Here is a 17,433-nt window from a genome sequence, read left to right as displayed (position 1 = left end):
CTTCAAAAAGGGCGATTTTTGACGGAGAAACAGCCCCCTTCCTTCAAAAAAGGCGATTTTTGACGGAGGAAGATTCCCCGCCTTTCAAAAAGGACCTTTTTTGAAAGGGCCTATTTATTATCATGACCTCTTAAAGCCGAATGAAATTGGCCAAGTCTAAGAAAAAGACCAAAGTGACGCCTTTAATGGCGCAATACAATGATTTTAAGCAAAAGTATGCCGATGCTGTCCTGCTCTTTCGAGTCGGCGATTTTTATGAGACCTTTGGGAGTGATGCTGTGCTGGCCTCCAAGGTCTTGGGCATCACGCTAACTGCTCGAAACAATGGCTCTTCTAAGATTGAGCTGGCGGGTTTTCCACATCATTCTTTAGATACCTATTTGCCCAAATTGGTGCGGGCGGGTTATCGGGTGGCCGTTTGCGACCAACTAGAAAAGCCCTCTAAGCAAAAGAAAATTGTAAAAAGAGGGGTGGTCGAGCTGGTTACCCCAGGCATTACCACCAATGACAATATTCTGGACCATAAGAGCAACAACTTTTTGGCCGCCCTGCATATTGGGCGCAAAGATCAGCTCGGTTTGGCCCTCCTCGATATTTCTACTGCCGAGTTTTTGGTGGTAGAAGGCAATACGGCTAGCATCGATAAATTGCTGCAAAATTTTCAGCCCGCCGAGATCATTTATGCCAAAAACCAGAAGAAAGAACTTTTGGAGCGCTTTGGAGAGCGCTACTATACCTATGGTATTGAAGATTGGGTCTTTATGCCTGATTATAGCCGAGAAAAACTGCTGGAGCAATTTGAAGTGAGCTCCCTAAAAGGCTTTGGCATTGAGCAATTGGAAATGGCCCAAATTGCTGCAGGAGCAATTCTGCATTATGTACAAACCACCGAGAACAAAAACCTCAAGCATATTGTACAAATTGCTCGGATTCCGACCGACCGCTATGTTTGGATGGATAGTTTTACTATTCGCAACCTAGAGCTAGTGGGCAGCGCCTACAGCTCTGGCGTGAGTTTGTTGGATGTCATGGACAAGACGATTTCGCCTATGGGCAGCCGTTTGCTCCGCAAATGGGTCCTGATGCCCCGCAAAGACTTGACGTCTATAGAGAGTCGACATGAGGTGGTGCAAGCCTTTATTGACCAACCCAACTTGGCCTTGCTAATTGCAGATCAATTGCAGCAATTGGGCGATTTAGAGCGCTTGGTGGCCAAAATTCCTTTGGGGAAAATCAACCCCAGAGAGGTCCGCCAGTTGCAACGCTCTATTCTGGCCCTTGGCCCAATTAAGGAGGCTTTGGCCCAAGATAAACAGCCCCAACTACAATCTATTGCCGAACGCATGCAGCTTTGTCCCCTACTCTGCCAAAGAGTAGATAATTGGCTGAAGGAAGAGCCCGCCGTTAAGACGGATAAAGGCGGCTTTATTGGAACTGGAGTATCAGAAGAGCTAGACGAATTGCGCGACCTGATTGCCAATAGCCGCGAACACCTAGAACGCATCCGAGTCAAAGAGGCCAAAGAAACCGGCATTGATAAGCTCAAAATTGGCTTCAATAATGTTTTTGGCTACTACCTAGAGGTCACGAATCGCTATAAAGATAAGGACCTGATTCCCGATCATTGGGTGCGCAAACAAACCCTCACCAATTCTGAGCGCTACATTAGTGAGGAGCTGAAACAATTGGAGGGCAAAATCCTTTCTGCCGAAGAGAAAATCATCGCCTTAGAGCAAAAGCTTTTTGGCGAGCTGGTCCTTTTCCTCAATGATTATATCCGCCCCGTACAAACCAATGCCCAACTGGTGGCCCAACTCGACTGCCTGCATAGCTATCATGTTTTGGCCTTGGAGCAGAATTATTGCCGCCCCCAAATGCATGAGGGCCTCGACATTGAGATTAAGGCGGGCCGACATCCCGTGATTGAGCAACAGCTCAAGGCTGGAGAGCTGTATGTGCCCAACGATATCTTTTTGGATAATGAGCGACAGCAGATTTTGATGATTACTGGCCCAAATATGTCGGGTAAATCCGCCCTTTTGCGACAAACGGCCCTAATTTCCTTAATGGCCCAAATGGGTGCCTTTGTCCCTGCCGATAGCGCTAAATTGGGCCTTATTGACCGCATTTTCACCCGGGTGGGCGCCTCCGATAATATCTCATCGGGGGAGTCTACTTTTATGGTGGAAATGAACGAAACGGCCAGCATTCTCAATAATATCTCGAACCGCAGCCTCATTTTATTGGATGAAATTGGGCGGGGAACGAGTACTTATGACGGCATTTCTATTGCCTGGGCCATTGCCGAATATCTGCATAACCACCCCACGGCTCGGCCCAAAACGCTTTTTGCCACCCACTATCACGAGCTCAATGAGCTGGCCCAACAGTTTGACCGCATCAAGAATTTTCATGTGGCCACTAAAGAGCTGGGCAAAAAGGTCATCTTTTTGCGCAAGCTCAAGGCGGGCGGCTCCGAGCACAGCTTTGGGATTCATGTGGCCAAAATGGCGGGCATGCCGCCGCAGCTCATTTTGCGCGCCAGCGAAATTTTGGCCCAACTCGAAGAGCAACGCTCGGCCCAAGAGGAAAAAGCCGAAAGTCTAGGCGACAAACTCAAGGCGGTCCAAAATGTACAGGCCATGCAGCTCAATATCTTTGATGCCGCTCCCGATCCCCGATTCGAGAAAATGCGGGATTATGTGGAGGCCCTAGACCTCAACCGCATGACCCCCATTGAGTCTATGCTCAAGCTGCTGGAAATTAAAAAGATGCTAGGCGAGGAAGATCATTAGGTTTTGGGGCTGCCCCTTCGGCCTTCGGCCTCGGGTCGGGCTGTTCCGGGCTCGCAGGTCTGCTCGGCCCATCGCCGCTTTCAGCGGCTCGGTCTGGCCTTCGGCCACCCTATCCATCCCTCAGCCTGCGGCCCTATCGGGCCTGCTAGACGCAGAAAGGCCCCAAAAACTTAGGTTTTTGGGGCCTTTAGCTTTACTCTTTCGTCTTTAGGGCAAAGGTGGAAAATATCACATCCAGTTTGCGCATTTCGGGCCGTTTCTTTTGGCCTGGGGCATGAATAAAGCCATCTAATAAAATGATTCTATTTCTATCGGGATCAGGGATAAGGTAAGTCACAAAAGGACCGCCCATAAAGTCATTGGCCATAAACCAAATGCCCCTTGCTTGCAGGGCTTCTCTTTCTCCAAAATCAATTTTTTCGTAATAAGTGGGCAAATTTACATCGTCAATTTGCATATAAGAGCCCTCTTGCCAGCTAGAAAAATAGTCTTTGGTCAGGCGGTTACGGATAGCCTTCAGGCTATCTGGGCTCAGGGTATTGGGGCCAGGATTTTCAATGCTATAGATAAAAATATTGCTACTCACCTTATTGGTTTCTTTGCGCAGCCAGCAGGCCACCGAATCTTGATGGGCAATTTTATAGCCTTTGGGCACCGAAAGGCTGAGGTTTAAACCTTGGCGAATATCGGCCTCTACTTCTTCCGTTTGGCCAGAAAAATAGACCTGTTTGACCAGTTTTTCGGTATCCTTTTCATGTAGAATGTTAATCACCTTTTGATAATCTCGGCAAACGGTTTCAAACAAGCTTTGGCGATCGGGGGCGAACCAAAAAATGACCGTTTGGTCCTTGGCCCAGCGATTTTTTTGCACCATAATTCGGTAGCTGGGGTCAGTAAATGCTTTTTTCACCTTTTTGGGGCCCAGCACTTTGCGGACCAGGGCCGTTCCGGCCTCCTCCTCCTCAGAAAGATCAGCTAAAATGACAATAGAGCGATGTGTTTTGAGCACCTTATTAAACTCTCGGCTCTCCACATGACGGAGGTCCAAAATAGGCTCTGGCTGAGGGGTAATAGGATAAAGGGCCTCAAAATATTGGCGGATGCTATCCCCGATAGGCGACTTATCCCAAAGGTATTCATCACAAACCAGATGCATTTGGTCCACACTACCGTAGGCCATAGGGGTTACCTCTAGGCGTTCGCGTTGTGCATCTGTGCAAGCGCTCGAAAAGAAAAGCGGGATAGAAAGCAGGCTAAGAAAGTAAAATATACGCATAGTTAAAAGCTGTCTGTTTTAATGCAGAGAATGAAGTGCTATTACCTCAGTAGATGCAAGTTGGGCTTAGAATGGTTTGCGGCAAAGATAGCTATTCGAGGACAATTTTTGTTGTGGAATAGAGAAAGGGCCGTTGCTCTGGGCCCAAAAGGAGACCGCCTTGGGCGCGGAGCGCCCTTTTGGCAGGCCCTTGGGGCCTGTTTTCTTTAGCCGGCCTAGCGATGTGGAGCAGTGGCGCAAAGCGCCAGACCGAAGCGCTTTAGCGCTGAAGGGCCGAGCAGACCTGCGAGCTGCGAAACGTAGCGCCCGCCGAAGGCGGGAGGCCCCAGAACAGCAGCGAGCTGCGAAACGACAACAAGGCCTTTAGGCCGCAGTTCGACGACCAAAGGGAGTAACCGCCCGCCGAAGGCGGGAGGCCCAAAAAAAATAGCCTGCAAAGCAGACTATTCTTATAGCATTAAGTTTTACGTTTTTTCTTTTTGGCGGCGGGAAAAAGCACATTATTGAGGATCAGGCGATAGCCCTCTGAGTTGGGGTGCAGATTGAGGTCGGTGGCGGGATCGTGCACAAAATGGCGGTAATCCTCGGGGTCGTGGCCCCCATAAAAGCTGAAAAAGCCCTTTTGGAAAGTGCCATGGATGTAGCGGGCCTCATTGGCGGCTTTATTTTCGCCAAGGACCAGCACATTGGACTTAATCTGAGTTTTTCTGAAGGCCGTTGTTTGGCCCATAAAGCCCCTAACGGTGCGGTTGTGGCATTGGGTGAGCATGCTAGGCACGGGGTCCCATTTGGCCGAAAACTCGAAGAGATTAAAGTAATCTTGTTTGTCTTGCACTCGGCGGGCGGGGGCCGTCATGGGCGAGGCATCGATGGTAGAATACTCGTATTTATAGGGATCTCGGACCAATTGAAAATCCTTGAAGGCAAAAGTTTTGCTAAAATCGAGTTTAGCTTGGGCCTGCGGGTCGGCGGGATCGCCATCATACATATGGTCGCAAATATCGACGCCCTCGGCGGCTAGTGCGATATCGTAGGTATCAGTAGCCGAGCACATGGCAAACATAAATCCGCCACCAGCCACAAACTCCTGGATGCGTTTAACTACGGCCAATTTGAGTTGAGAGACCTTATTGAAGCCGTGCTTTTCGGCTAGGTTTTCCATATTTCGGACATACTCTCTGTACCATTGTTGATTATTATAGCTGGCGTAAAACTTTCCGTATTGGCCCGTAAAATCTTCATGGTGAAGATGCAGCCAATCGTATTCGGGCAACTTCATATTGAGGACCTCATCATCATAGACCAAATCGTAGGGGATTTCGGCATAAGTGAGGACCAGGGTCACGGCATCATCCCAGGGTTGAATTTCTTTTCCGCGGGCATTAACCGTAGGGCTATAAACGGCAATTTTGGGTGGGACCTCTAGCTTCATGGCCTCCATATTGACCTCGGGGTCGGCAATTTGGTTGAGGATATTATTGAACTTGGCCTCGGCCAAAACCTCAAAGCGGACGCCTCGGGTAATGCACTCCTTTTTGAAGACATCGGAGTAGGGAAAAGCGAAGCTACCGCCTCGGTAATTGAGCAACCACCAGGCCTCCTGTTTTAATTCTAGGACTTTATAGGTGATGCCATAGGCTTTCAGGTGATTGGTTTGGGCCTCATCCATGGGGAGGAGGATATAACCTTGGGCCCGAAGGCCAAGGGCGGTCAGCCAAAAGCAAAGAATAAAAATGCTAGTACGCATAAGCAATTGTTTTTTAGAAAATACAACTTTTAGCGAGCTAAAAAAAGGCCAAAGGGAGGCTTAACCTCCCTTTAAGAGCTACATCCAAGCTCGAATTTGATCTAGGGCGGCCTCTAAACTATCCGCTTGTGGAATCCCATAGCGTTGGCAGACCACATCTACATTGCCTTTTCTCCAAAAATCTTTGGGGCAATGCACAATGCTGCCTTTTTTGGGCCCAAATAAGCCCAGCTCCATGAGGGTAATTGGCGATTGAGATTGAGGTTCAAAGTGAAACAGCCTAAAATCGGCTTCTTCCAAGCCCTTTAGTTCCCAATCTACCTGTGCCTTAAACTCAGGATGATCAATGCTTTGTTCCCAGCTACTATCCCAGCCATCTCGGCGGGGATTTAGGATCAACAAATCTTCTTTTAGCAGCTGATAGCCCACCCAAGACTGCCAGTCTTGAGCCTTGCCCATATCTATGCTCCCAGCCAAAAAGAGCAACTTTTCCTCTGGGGCTTTTTCGTAGGGAAAAGGCGGCTTAATAATTCTCATAAATTAGTCTTTAATATCAATAGGCGTCAGCTGGTAGCCCTCTTTGCGCAAAAGGCGAATCACGCCATGCGGACCGCCCAAATGGGCCGCCCCTACGGCATAAAAACAAGCCTCTTTTTTAGAAAACTCCTTAATTAGGGGAATCCAGTTATTGTTTCGCTTGATCAAAAGCTCTTCTTCAGAGTTTTCCATATCCTCCATCTGTTCGCTGCTGCTTTCAATCAGTCCATCAACATCGGCTTTTTTGTAGAGCTCTACCAATTGGGCAAACTCTTTTTTGCCCGATTGATCTCCATTTTTTAGGCCTTTTACGCCTTCTAGCAGCGCCTGAGCTTGGTCCTTATACGGAATCTTCTCAAAGACATTCATTTGGTCGGCTACCGTCTCCAATCCCCCAAAACTCATATTGCGTTTTTTGGCCATGGCCATCAGTTCCACCTCATAGGCTTTGGTCTGCCCCTCAATCATATCCTGATACAGAAAAGACTGCAGCAACATGGGTTTCCAGTTCTCGATCATCGAAAAAGGCATCATCTTGAGTTCTGGATTTGTGGCCTCTTCGGTAAAATAGGTTTTGATCAGTTCATAGTCTTCTGCAGGCAACAAATCTTTTAGTTTTTTGCCGCCTTGCATGGGCGCTAAGGTGAGCATTTGCATACCCATTTGCATCATATTCGACATATCGATTTCGAGGACCAAACGCTGGCTTTTATCCAGTGCAGCCTCGGCTTTTTCGCTAAAGCTATAGTCTTTCTCGCCAATCATATGAATGGTCCCAAACAAATAAGAGGTTTTGATGCCCTTGCCCTTAATCTCCCAAAGCAAGGAGTTTTCTAGGCGCTGACTAGGGTCAATTTGTACCTTTTCGGCTGTTTTACAAGCCGTAGACAATAAAAATAAGAGGCTCAAGCTCCAGCTGAGCCATGCTAATGATGTTCTGTTTTGCATGAATGTTTTTTTTCTGTTGTTTTTGGGGCCTCCGCAGCAAAGCTGCGGCGCTACGCTTTGGGGCTCGCAGGTCTGCTCGGCCCTGCGCGGGCTGCGCCCGCTAGGTCTGGCCTAACGGCCACCCCGCCGCATCGCTAGGCCGGCGGGCGCTTCGCGCCCTTCTGGACCAAGCGCTTTACTTTCGGCCAAAATCAGCGGGGATTTCGCCCCAGTTTTCGGTATCCCATTTCAAAATGGGATTTTCATAGCTATTGTTCTTTAGCCAGTTTTCTGCCCGCTGAATAAGGACAAAAAGCGGTTTAGTTTGGGCATTTTGGACCAAATTCGTTTTCACTTTTTGCTTTCTCAGCCAGCTCATGGCTGTCCTAGAATCGGTATAAATGGGCAGATTGGGCAAGTTTTTCTGCTGTAAATAGGCCAAACCATGCACTAGGGCCAAAAACTCCCCAATGTTGTTTGTCCCCAAAGAAAACTTCTGATGAAAGATGCGGCGGCCTGTTTGGGTATCTACCCCCTGGTATTCCATAACGCCAGGGTTGCCACTACAGGCGGCATCTACTGAAAGGCTATGCCAGACCACCTCTTTTTCCATAGCTGCCGAAGGTTTACTGCTGCTCTTCTTTTTACTGCTATTTACTGCTGCCCAATAATTGCCCGCTAGGGCCTCTTGGGCTTCGCTAAGGCTTTTATAGCTTTTGTATTTCGCTTGGGGGTAGCCCTTAGTTTGGGCCTCGCAATCGGCCCAAGAAGTAAAGATTCCCGTTTCATGGCCCTCCCAAACGACATAATATTTCTTTTTGGCCATGCTTCCTTTATTTTGAGCGCAACTTGATAATGGGGCAGATGATCTCTTCTAGAGAAATCCCTCCATGCTGAAAAGTATTGCTATAGTAATTATTGTAATGATTATAATTGTTGGGATATAGGAAAAAGCGGTCATTCTTGGCAAAGATAAAGGTAGAGCTCACATTGGGGCGAGGCAACTTTCCATCTTCGGGGCGGCGAATATCAAAGACATCTTTGCGGTCATATTGCAGATTGCGCCCCACCTTATAGCGAAGGTTGGTGGTTGTTTCTCGGTCACCCACTACCTTAGAGGGTTGATGCACCCGAATACTTCCGTGGTCGGTAGCAATAAAGAGCTGTACATCTTGCTGGGCAATAGACTTGAGGGCCTCCCAAAGCGGAGAATGCTCAAACCAAGAGACCGTAAGCGAGCGATAAGCCTTTTCATCGGCGGCCAACTCCTTGAGAATGTCCATCTCGGTCCGTGCATGCGAGAGCATATCAATGAAGTTATAGACAATACAGAAGAGGTCATTATTTTGAATATAATTATGGATATTATCCACCAGCTGTTTGCCGCCGTCCATATTTGTCACTTTGAAGTAGCCATATTGAATTGGCTTGCGGAACACCCGCTTAATTTGTCGGCCCAAAAGTTCGGCTTCATGTAAGTTTTTGCCGCCCTTCTCATTATCATTGAGCCAAAGCTCAGGATAGCGTTTGGCAATTTCGCCGGGCATCATTCCGCTAAAAATAGCATTGCGGCTATACTGCGTAGTAGTGGGCAAAATGCTATAAAAATAATCTTCCTCCTCTACCTTAAAGTAGCGAGAAATAATGGGCTCAATCATCTTCCATTGATCAAAGCGGAGATTATCGAGTAGGAGAAAAACCGTGGGGCGGTTGCGGTCCACATCAGGAAACACCATAGAGCGGAGCAAATCGTGCGACATCACGGGGGGGCTTTGCTCATTGTTGAGCCAATCTACATAATTGCGGTCGATAAACTTAGCGAACTCGGCATTGGCCGAATCTTTTTGGGTGGCCAGAATATCGGCCATGCTAGCTGTTTTAGAGGCATCTAATTTGAGCTCCCAATAGATAATTTTTTTGTAGACCTCGGCCCATTCGTGGGCATCCATACTATTATTGATGGCCATTAGGATATTGCGAAACTCCTGCTGGTATTTCATTCGGGTTTCTTCTTGGACCAGGCGGTCGCCATCTACTAATTTGCGCAGGGTAGAGAGCAACTGCAGGGGATTGACTGGCTTGAGCAGATAGTCGCTAATTTTAGAGCCAATGGCTTGCTCCATCACATCCTCTGCCTCATTTTTGGTAATCATGACCACGGGCAAATGGGGCGCTAGCTCCTTAATGCGGTCTAGAGTTTCTAGGCCCGTAATCCCGGGCATACTCTCATCTAAAAAGACGATATCATAATGGCCCATCTTTTCAGATACTTCTTCAATGGCATCATGTCCGTTGGTTACGGGCACGACCTCGTAGCCTTTTTTCTCTAGAAACATGATTTGGGGCTTGAGCAGTTTCTGCTCATCATCGGCCCAAAGGATTTTTATTGTACTCATAAATTAGAAATAGCTTTTTTGTTAAACTCCATAAAGGAAAATGGGGAAAGAAAGGAGCAATTGGCCTAGCGATGTGTAGGGGTGGCCCTAGGCCAGACCGAGGCCGAAGGCCGAAGGGCCGAGCAGACCTGCGAGCCCCGAAACGTAGCGCCGCAAGGCAAAGCCGCAGCGGAGGCCCCTCCTCATTATTCTCCTAACGGCCCCTAAGATAAGGAAGTTAGAAGAGTAGATAGAAAAGATGAGAAAAAAATAAAGGATATATTTGTCTTTTATTAAAAAAGGTTTTAGCTTTGAGCAGTTAAAACGCTAAAAATGGGGATTTTTTCAAAAAGTTGTGAGTATGGTTTACGGGCTGTGGTTTATGTAGCAGATGCCTCTGCAGAGGGGCGGAAAGTTGGGGTAAAAGAGGTGGCGGAAGAAATAGATTCTCCGCTTCATTTTTTGGCCAAAATCCTACAAAACCTAAGCAAACAAGGCATTTTATCCTCGAGCAAGGGGCCTGGAGGCGGTTTTTACATTGAAAAATCGGCCTTAGACCTCAGTTTGGCCAAGGTAGTAGAAGCCATAGACGGCCGCAGTTTGTTTGAGGGCTGTGCGATGGGCCTCAAAAAGTGCTCGGCCAAAAAACCCTGTCCCCTACACAATGATTTTGGACTAATTCGCTCCAAAATTACAAAAATGCTAGAGAGCCAAACAATTGGCGATTTTCGAGATAACCTATTAAAAGTAGATTATTTTCTGGATACCTAAAAATTAGCCGCCTTATCTAGCGGTTTTTTTTGATCCAGTTCGAATAAAAGAGAAAAGTATCTTTTTATCTTAAAAGTAAAAGACATGATGAATCAGGAAGACATCCGACTTGTACAAGCCTCTGTGCCTATTTTGGAAGAGCATGCTGAAACCCTTACGCGTTTGTTTTATAAAAACATGCTGAGCAATCATCCCGAGCTCAAAAACATCTTCAATCTAGCCAATCAGGCTTTGGGGCAGCAGCAAAAAAGCTTGGCCCTATCGGTTTTGGCTTATGCCAAGCATATTGAGCAGCCGGAAGTTTTGTTGCCTGCCCTAGAGCTCATTGGGCACAAACACCGCAGTTTGCAGGTGCAGGCCGATCAGTACCCCATTGTGGGCAAGTACTTGTTGGGTGCTTTGCAAGAATTGCTCGATTTGCCCGATGATGCCCCTATTTTGGGCGCTTGGGGACGGGCCTACCAGCAGCTGGCCGATATTCTCATTGAGATGGAGGCTAAAATGTATGCTGCCGCCGAAGCGCCCGATGCGGCTTGGAGCGATTGGCGCAAGTTTAAGCTGATCAAAAAGGAGGAGCTAGCCCCCAATGTCTATCATCTTTATTTATCGCCATCAGATGGCGGAGAAATTCCCTTGCACCGCCCAGGCCAATATCTATCTTTGCGCCTATTCTTTAAGGAATTGGGCATTTATCAGGCTCGACAATATAGCCTCAACTCTCGGCCCAATAATAATTATTACCGCATTACGGTAAAGGCCCAAAAAGGAGCGCCTGGCTGCCCCATGGGCCGTTTGAGCAATGCCTTGCATCAGGCTATGAAAATTGGAGATGAGGTAGAATTGACGGTGCCCGCCGGTAATTTCCACCTAGAGCAAAAGCCCAGCCCTAGCGTCTTTTTAGGCGCCGGCGTAGGGGTCAGCCCCCTTTGGGGACTGCTACAGGCCCTGATCGATAGCCAAACAGAACAACCCATTCTTTGGATGGATGCCTATAAATCTGCTGACGAACAACTCTTTGCCGAAGAGCTCCGCAGCCTAGAAAATCAGCTCCAATTACAGCATTTCTATGAGGACCAAAATGGCCGAATGCAGCTAGATGAAGCCCTCAAAGCCCCCTTTGGCCTGGCCGCCAATTATTATCTCTGTGGCCCAGCAGGCTTTATGCAAGCCCAAAGAAAGCAGCTCCGCCAAGCCGGTATCCCCGAAGAACAAATTCACTTAGAAGAATTTAACCCCGTTCAACTGCAGCTTAGCTAAGCATTGCGGAAAATAATTCTGTTTAAATGGAAAAGTCAGTTAAATCAATGGCTTTTCCATTTTTTTTTAAAATATTTGCACAAAGCACTCATCCAAAATTTGTTTTTGGGCGTTTACTATACCAAATGATGCTCCTCTCGCTCATAACAGGAGCAAAATATCGTCAGTTTTATGATTGTTAAAGGTCCTTGTCTCGTCCACAAGGACCTTTTTTTATTTTGAGCGCTTTAAGAATTTCCAAAATAAGGGAACTCTGCGTATCTTTGTCTTAGTTTAAAGTGACAGATTCTGCTTATAAAAATGAAAATCAACCCCTTTCAAAGGGGCTTTTGTTTTTTGTAGCCATCTAACTCATAGACAACAAGTATTTCTAAAAGTTTCGTACACAAGAGGATTAGCCTCCAAAACTGCAAAAGCATCATGACCGTAGCTGAAGAAAAAATTCCATTTATCGAGAAGGCCGTAGAATGGGTAGAAAAAAAGGGATATAGCAATATTAAAGCCGCTGTAGAAGGCTATGAAGACCCCAAGTCATTCACGCAAAGCTCTACTAATGACTCGATTGCCCCAGATATCACCGCCGTTTCGATGGGCCGCAAATGTTACTTTGAGATTGCACTCAAATCTTCTGATAAGCGACAAGTCATTAACAAATGGAAGTTGCTTTCTTACCTCAGTAGTGCCAAACAAGGTCGTTTGTTCATTTTTGCTCCTCATGGCCATAAGGCTTTTGCCAAACGCTTGATTGAGGCTAACCAAATTCCTGCAGAAATCTTGCCTTTGTAGGTCTATTTTCTGTACTATATAAACACCCTATGCTAATTTTTTAGTCTAGGGTGTTTTTCTTTTTTTGGGGCCCGCGGCCGGCTAGGCTTTGCCTAGGTCGGCCGCCGCTATGCTGCGCCGCTTGGGTTGACCCACTTTTAAAAATAAGCTTAAATTAGCTCTAAATCAAGATTTATATGGACAGTACAAATGTATCTTCATTTATGTTAAATAAGCAATCAGTAAGAGTATGTTATAGATTAGTAGAGAGTCTAAAAAATAATCCTAACCCACATTTAACAAATGTAGCAAAAACTGATGCAGACCGTAAGGCTTTCATGAGGTTGTTATCAAACAAAAATCTTACTGAGGAATACATTCAATTTGAGTTTATTGGCAAAAGTAGGGAGTCTATGAAGGTGGTTGAAGAAAAGCTTCTGGCCTTTCACGACACCTCTGAAGTTGTACTGAACAAGCAAAGAAATAGACTAACCGACAAAGAGGGTTTAGGCCCTGGAGGTCGGGAAACAAATTTGTCTGTATTTCTTCACATGGCTCTACTATATGGTCGAGAAAGCTTTCATTATCATGGCTTAGGAGGTATTCAGCTTTATAATCGATATAAAAATAGAGTAACTTGTAAGGAGGCTGAAAATAGAAATACGGGTCATTTTAGAGGTGAAATTACGAGGTGGAAAATAAATGTAGAAGAGACAGAATCTGCGTTAAAAATAATTAACGACCTAATTGATATTTTACATGTTTGTGATCGAGAAGGAGATGTTTATCCTATGATGGAAAGTTTTTTCAGACAGCATATTAAGTTCTTGATTCGGTCTCGAACAGATAGACGAGCAACGATTTGGGAGGATGGCAAAAAGATTCCATTATGTGATGTCTTTGAACATTATCCAGCAGACTTTGAGACGACAGAAACGGTCAAGAGTAGCCGTAAAAAACTTAACGGGAAGAAGCTAGTTATTCGATCTAAAAAAGTGACTTTTGCCGTTCCCAAATCTTGTAAGTATGTTCTTGGCGAACCAAAGCCTAAGTCAATGACATCAATGTTATTGAGGTTTTTGAAAAGGGCAAAGGTTTTTCAAAATCTGCCGCTAGAAAAAGAAGCCGAACAAAAAAAGATCATGATGATAAAACCATCAGTTGGCGCTTACTCACAAATGAAGAAATCAACAGCGAAGAAGAGCTCTTAGAGCTTGTTCTTTGCTACCGCAAGAGGTGGTTAATTGAAACATACTTTAAATATTTAAAATCAGATGGCTTTGATATTGAAAATATATGTTTGAAAACAGGTAAAGCTATCCGCAAAATGATACTTATGGCAATCAGTGCATCTGACAAGGTCCTTAAGCTTAAAGAAGCTGGACTTAACCAAGATAATGAGACTCCAGCAACCTCTATTTTCACAGAAGATGAAGTAGAAGTCTTAGATCTTATATTTAAACAATATCTAAAAGGCGAAAGCCAAAGCCCTTCTTTGCGCAATCCATTCACCTCTAAATCAATAGCTTGGGCCTATTGGATCATAGCGAGGTTGGGCGGATTTAATGGCGCAGTGAAGAAAACTAGGCATGCCGTATCCGTCAAAAAAATAGGACTAGGATTAGAGAGATTCATATTTATGTATGATGGATATCGATCCCTAAATTGACACCGCTATAAAAAGTGGGTCAACCCAAGGCTGCGCCGCTCGCAGGTCTGCTCGGCCCTGCAGCCGCCTGCGGCGGCTTGGGTCTGGCCCTTCGGGCCACGGCTGCGCAGCGCTGGGCCAAATCTGCCCCTCTTTCCCGCCAAGGAATCAGCAAAATTTGATAACCGCAATTAAATCCTTAGCTTTGGTTGCCAAGCAAAAATAAGCTAAACAGCAAACTCAAAATAATCTATAAATATGTCGCACTATAAGCAGCTCAAAGGGCTTATCCAGGAACTAGATTGCGAAATCCTCAAGGAAATTCCCGAAGAAGAAATCCTCATTATCTCCAATGAAGATAGAGGCATCCACCAAATGATTTTAGATTGTGAAGATAATCTACTCATCATCGAGCAAAAGCTCCTCCAACTAGAACAGTTGTCGGCCCAAGAATGCCAAGAGCTCCTAAAAGCCAACCGCTACCTACTTTTTGGCGCCTTTGTCTTAGATGAATCGGGCCAACAACTCATTTATCGAGATACTCTAGAACTAGAAAACTTGGACCTCAACGAGCTAGAGGGCTCTATCAACTCGCTGACCCTGGCCCTAGTCGAAAATTTTGAGCTCATCGAGCAACTAGCCAAATCAGCCTAGATAAGGCTACTTAGAATTAGATAAATTCTAAAATAGAACTAACTTTGCCCTATTATTGGGCTTCTGCGCCCGCTGTCTTACTTTTGAGTAAACTCGCAAAGAGCATCATTTGTTCTTTTTTAGCTGGCCCCTACAGGCCCGCTTTGTTATCATTCTTCAAAATTAGACACTTATGCTATCTAAAAAAATAACTGCTGCACTCAATGCTCAAATCGCTCAAGAAGCGGCCGCCTCTTCGGCCTATCTAGCGATGGCTTCTTGGTGCGACCGTGAAGGCCTTGGCAACTGTGCCCAGTTTTTCTATGCCCAATCTGATGAAGAGCGTATGCATATGCTCAAGATTGTTCATTATGTAAACGAAATGGATGGTCACGCTATCGTGCCCGCCGTCGAACAACCCGAAACCGAATTCGAATCGGTCCAAAAGGTGTTCAAAAAGTCTTATAAACAAGAAAAGGCGGTTACCGCTTCTATCAATGAACTCATGAGCCTTAGCCAAGAAGAAAAGGACCACTCTACTATGGTCTTTTTGCAGTGGTATGTGGCCGAGCAAAGAGAAGAAGAAGCTATGGTCCGCGATATTCTAGATAAAATTAAGCTCATTGGCGATGGCCCACAAAGCCTCTATTATATCGACAAAGAGCTACAGCAGATTAACGAGAACCGGCCCGCAGAAGAAGCCGAGGCCTAATCGATGATGAATCTATCTGATCAATGAATTTACCTTTTTGCAAGCTAGCTCCTCTTTGGGGCTGGCTTTTTATTTTCCTGCTTTCGGCGCCCAGCCTTTGGGGCCAAGATTTGCGCATTCCCTTTGCGCCTAAATCCGATGCGCTGCCCGAGCAAGCTTGGGTGGATAGTATCCGCATATTGGTCCAAAATGCCCAAGCTATAGATAGCAGCTGGATTGTGGTCGAGCGCCAAATGAACTACTTTGAAGAAAAGCAGTCCTACTATGATTTGGTCCGTAAGCGCAGCTATTTATTACAGCAAATTTTAAACCGCTGTCAATGGCCCAAAGAGCGCATTCGCTTTGAGAGCAAGGCCTTGCCTCAGGCCGATTTACCCAAAACAGCAGGACATATTATCCAGTTGCGCATTGCCAGCCACTACCAAGAAAATGAGCAAACCGATACCCTCAGCTTAGAAGATGGACCTGCTCCCAACTTTTATCAGAGCCGCCGAGCTATTTTGGCCCAATGGATGGCCAGTATTCAGGACCAAAGCTTTTTGTTTTATCCAGGACAAGCCGCTTACTTTAAAAGCCCTGAAGGCGCCCTGATTTTTATCCCGGCCCAAGCTTTTGGTCCAACTGGCGACCCCATTCAGATTAAGCTAAAAGTGGCTTTGCGCAAATCGGAGCTCCTGCCCTATTGGTTGGCCAGCCAAAGCCAAGACTTGGCCCTGGGTCCAATTGTAGAAATACAGGCCGAAAGGGCTGGACAAGCCCTTAAGTTGGCCCCCAACCAAAGTATTTCCTTTTTCTTGCCCACGGTCCAACATCAAGAAAACTTGGGGCTTTATGCCGCTAGGGACCAAGAAGAGGGCCTAAAGTGGGGCCGCCTAGAGCTGGGCAGCTGGCCCAATAGCCAAGCCATTTGCCTGCCCTTGCATTTGGCCCAAAATGATAGCCTTTTTGTTTATCGAGATTTGGCCTTGCCCGCCAAACCCAGCCCTCCCCCTTTTCCAGTAGCGCCCCCAAAACCGCAATACCCCAAACTAGATAGCCAAGCCTTGCAACCCTTGCTCAAGGAAAACGACTTTTATCTGGGCCTCATTAACGATTGTAAGGCGCGTTATGCCGCAAAAGAAAAAAAGCGTTGGCGAGGAAAAAAGAGAAAGGCCAGAGAGCAAATGGAGTTTCAAAGGGAGTTGGAGATTTTGCACAAACGCCTAAAGAAAAACGAGGACCAACAAGCGGCCATTTTGCAAAGCTTCTCGGATAGTTTGGCCCAAATCAAGGGGGCTTATGAGCAGCAATATCTGGCTTATAGTGATGAGCGAGATAGTTTGCAACAGATCTACCTCAAAGCCCTGCGGCGTTGGCAAGATGCCCGAGACAGCCTGCCTAAACTCCAAAATTACGAGGCGGAGCGTTTGCGCCAAGCTTGGCAGCAGTACTCGCCCCAAGAGCAAAAGCAATTGGCCAAAGCCCTAAGCGCATTAAGGCCAAAACTAGCGGCTCGGGCCTTTGCGCCCGATCTATTGGGGCAAGAGCTTCATTATTTATGGGTCCCTAGCAAGCGTTTGGGCCTATTGGCCTTGGGCCAAAAAGCAGCGCCCAAAACGCCCCTGACCTACAAGGCCTTTACCTTTGGGCAAGAGCTACCCACCTACAAAATGCAAGGCATCGCCATAGATCGGGGCAGCCAATATGCGGTGCGCAGCCAAACCACAGATATCGAAAACCTCAATTTTCCGAATTTGCAGGCCGAAGCGCCCATTTGGCTCTTTGCCTTTTATGAGGAAGAGGGCAAAATTTACCTCAACCTATCGGCCGAGCGGGCCAACAAACTGCCCTACAAACTAAGCTTTAAGGCCCTAGATAATTTGGCCGAGCTGCGCAAAGCGGTCGAAAAACTCAATGAAATAGAGGCCATTAAAGAAAAATAGCCTAAAAATAACTTTAAAAAACTTTATTACTCAAAGATTTAGCTGTACTTTTGCGGCAGCTTAGGCGG

The 17,433-nt window shown here is 46.4% G+C and carries 15 protein-coding genes and 1 pseudogene; 10 read left to right on the top strand and 6 right to left on the bottom strand.

Annotated elements, in window-relative coordinates:
• Positions 1-140 precede the first annotated feature (140 nt).
• The gene (mutS, locus tag SGRA_RS09600) at positions 141-2,795 is read left to right on the top strand and encodes a DNA mismatch repair protein MutS (protein ID WP_015692472.1); all 2,655 of its coding nucleotides are present in this window, start codon (positions 141-143) and stop codon (positions 2,793-2,795) included.
• Positions 2,796-2,988: 193 nt separating this feature from the next.
• Here mutS and SGRA_RS09595 read toward each other — a convergent pair whose 3' ends face one another.
• From SGRA_RS09595 to porX, 6 genes are all read right to left on the bottom strand, one after another.
• A complete protein-coding gene (locus SGRA_RS09595) occupies positions 2,989-4,071 on the bottom strand; it encodes a DUF4837 family protein (RefSeq protein ID WP_015692471.1) in 1,083 nt (360 codons plus the stop codon).
• A gap of 457 nt (positions 4,072-4,528) precedes the next feature.
• Positions 4,529-5,818, bottom strand: a complete 1,290-nt coding sequence (locus SGRA_RS09585; protein WP_015692469.1) for a hypothetical protein — start codon at positions 5,816-5,818, stop codon at positions 4,529-4,531.
• 78 nt (positions 5,819-5,896) lie between these two features.
• The gene (locus SGRA_RS09580) at positions 5,897-6,355 is read right to left on the bottom strand and encodes a nucleoside 2-deoxyribosyltransferase domain-containing protein (protein WP_015692468.1); all 459 of its coding nucleotides are present in this window, start codon (positions 6,353-6,355) and stop codon (positions 5,897-5,899) included.
• 3 nt (positions 6,356-6,358) lie between these two features.
• On the bottom strand, positions 6,359-7,303 hold the full coding sequence (locus SGRA_RS09575) for a TraB/GumN family protein (RefSeq protein WP_015692467.1): 945 nt from the start codon (positions 7,301-7,303) through the stop codon (positions 6,359-6,361).
• A gap of 175 nt (positions 7,304-7,478) precedes the next feature.
• Positions 7,479-8,108: a ribonuclease H1 domain-containing protein gene (locus SGRA_RS09570; protein ID WP_015692465.1), complete on the bottom strand. Its 630-nt coding sequence runs from the start codon at positions 8,106-8,108 to the stop codon at positions 7,479-7,481.
• A gap of 7 nt (positions 8,109-8,115) precedes the next feature.
• Entirely contained in the window at positions 8,116-9,678 is a 1,563-nt protein-coding gene (gene porX / locus SGRA_RS09565; protein ID WP_015692464.1) for a T9SS response regulator signal transducer PorX, read from the bottom strand.
• 312 nt (positions 9,679-9,990) lie between these two features.
• On the opposite strand from porX, the gene SGRA_RS09560 reads away from it, so the two are divergent.
• The 9 genes and pseudogenes from SGRA_RS09560 (at position 9,991) to SGRA_RS09530 (ending at position 17,365) form a co-directional block, all read left to right on the top strand.
• Positions 9,991-10,428, top strand: coding sequence for an RrF2 family transcriptional regulator (locus tag SGRA_RS09560; protein WP_015692463.1), 438 nt, complete (start codon positions 9,991-9,993; stop codon positions 10,426-10,428).
• Between the two features lie 84 nt (positions 10,429-10,512).
• The gene (locus SGRA_RS09555; protein WP_245538672.1) at positions 10,513-11,685 is read left to right on the top strand and encodes a globin domain-containing protein; all 1,173 of its coding nucleotides are present in this window, start codon (positions 10,513-10,515) and stop codon (positions 11,683-11,685) included.
• A gap of 420 nt (positions 11,686-12,105) precedes the next feature.
• Complete coding sequence (locus SGRA_RS09550; protein WP_002658631.1) at positions 12,106-12,471, top strand: hypothetical protein; 366 nt, start codon at positions 12,106-12,108, stop codon at positions 12,469-12,471.
• Positions 12,472-12,647: 176 nt separating this feature from the next.
• A complete protein-coding gene (locus SGRA_RS09545; protein WP_245538671.1) occupies positions 12,648-13,661 on the top strand; it encodes a hypothetical protein in 1,014 nt (337 codons plus the stop codon).
• Positions 13,607-13,741, top strand: a pseudogene (locus SGRA_RS24095) (transposase); the annotation flags it as partial. The gene SGRA_RS09545 and the pseudogene SGRA_RS24095, both read left to right, overlap by 55 nt.
• 45 nt (positions 13,742-13,786) lie before the next feature.
• Positions 13,787-14,119, top strand: a complete 333-nt coding sequence (locus SGRA_RS24090) for a transposase (RefSeq protein ID WP_015692460.1) — start codon at positions 13,787-13,789, stop codon at positions 14,117-14,119.
• A gap of 237 nt (positions 14,120-14,356) precedes the next feature.
• Positions 14,357-14,752, top strand: a complete 396-nt coding sequence (locus SGRA_RS09540; RefSeq protein WP_015692458.1) for a YbjN domain-containing protein — start codon at positions 14,357-14,359, stop codon at positions 14,750-14,752.
• A gap of 172 nt (positions 14,753-14,924) precedes the next feature.
• Positions 14,925-15,443, top strand: a complete 519-nt coding sequence (locus tag SGRA_RS09535; protein WP_015692457.1) for a ferritin — start codon at positions 14,925-14,927, stop codon at positions 15,441-15,443.
• A 23-nt stretch (positions 15,444-15,466) separates the two neighbouring features.
• On the top strand, positions 15,467-17,365 hold the full coding sequence (locus SGRA_RS09530; protein WP_015692456.1) for a hypothetical protein: 1,899 nt from the start codon (positions 15,467-15,469) through the stop codon (positions 17,363-17,365).
• Positions 17,366-17,433: the final 68 nt, after the last annotated feature.

The organism is Saprospira grandis str. Lewin, assembly GCF_000250635.1.
Taxonomy (GTDB): Bacteria; Bacteroidota; Bacteroidia; order Chitinophagales; family Saprospiraceae; genus Saprospira; species Saprospira grandis.
This window is presented reverse-complemented; position numbering and strand designations above follow the sequence as displayed.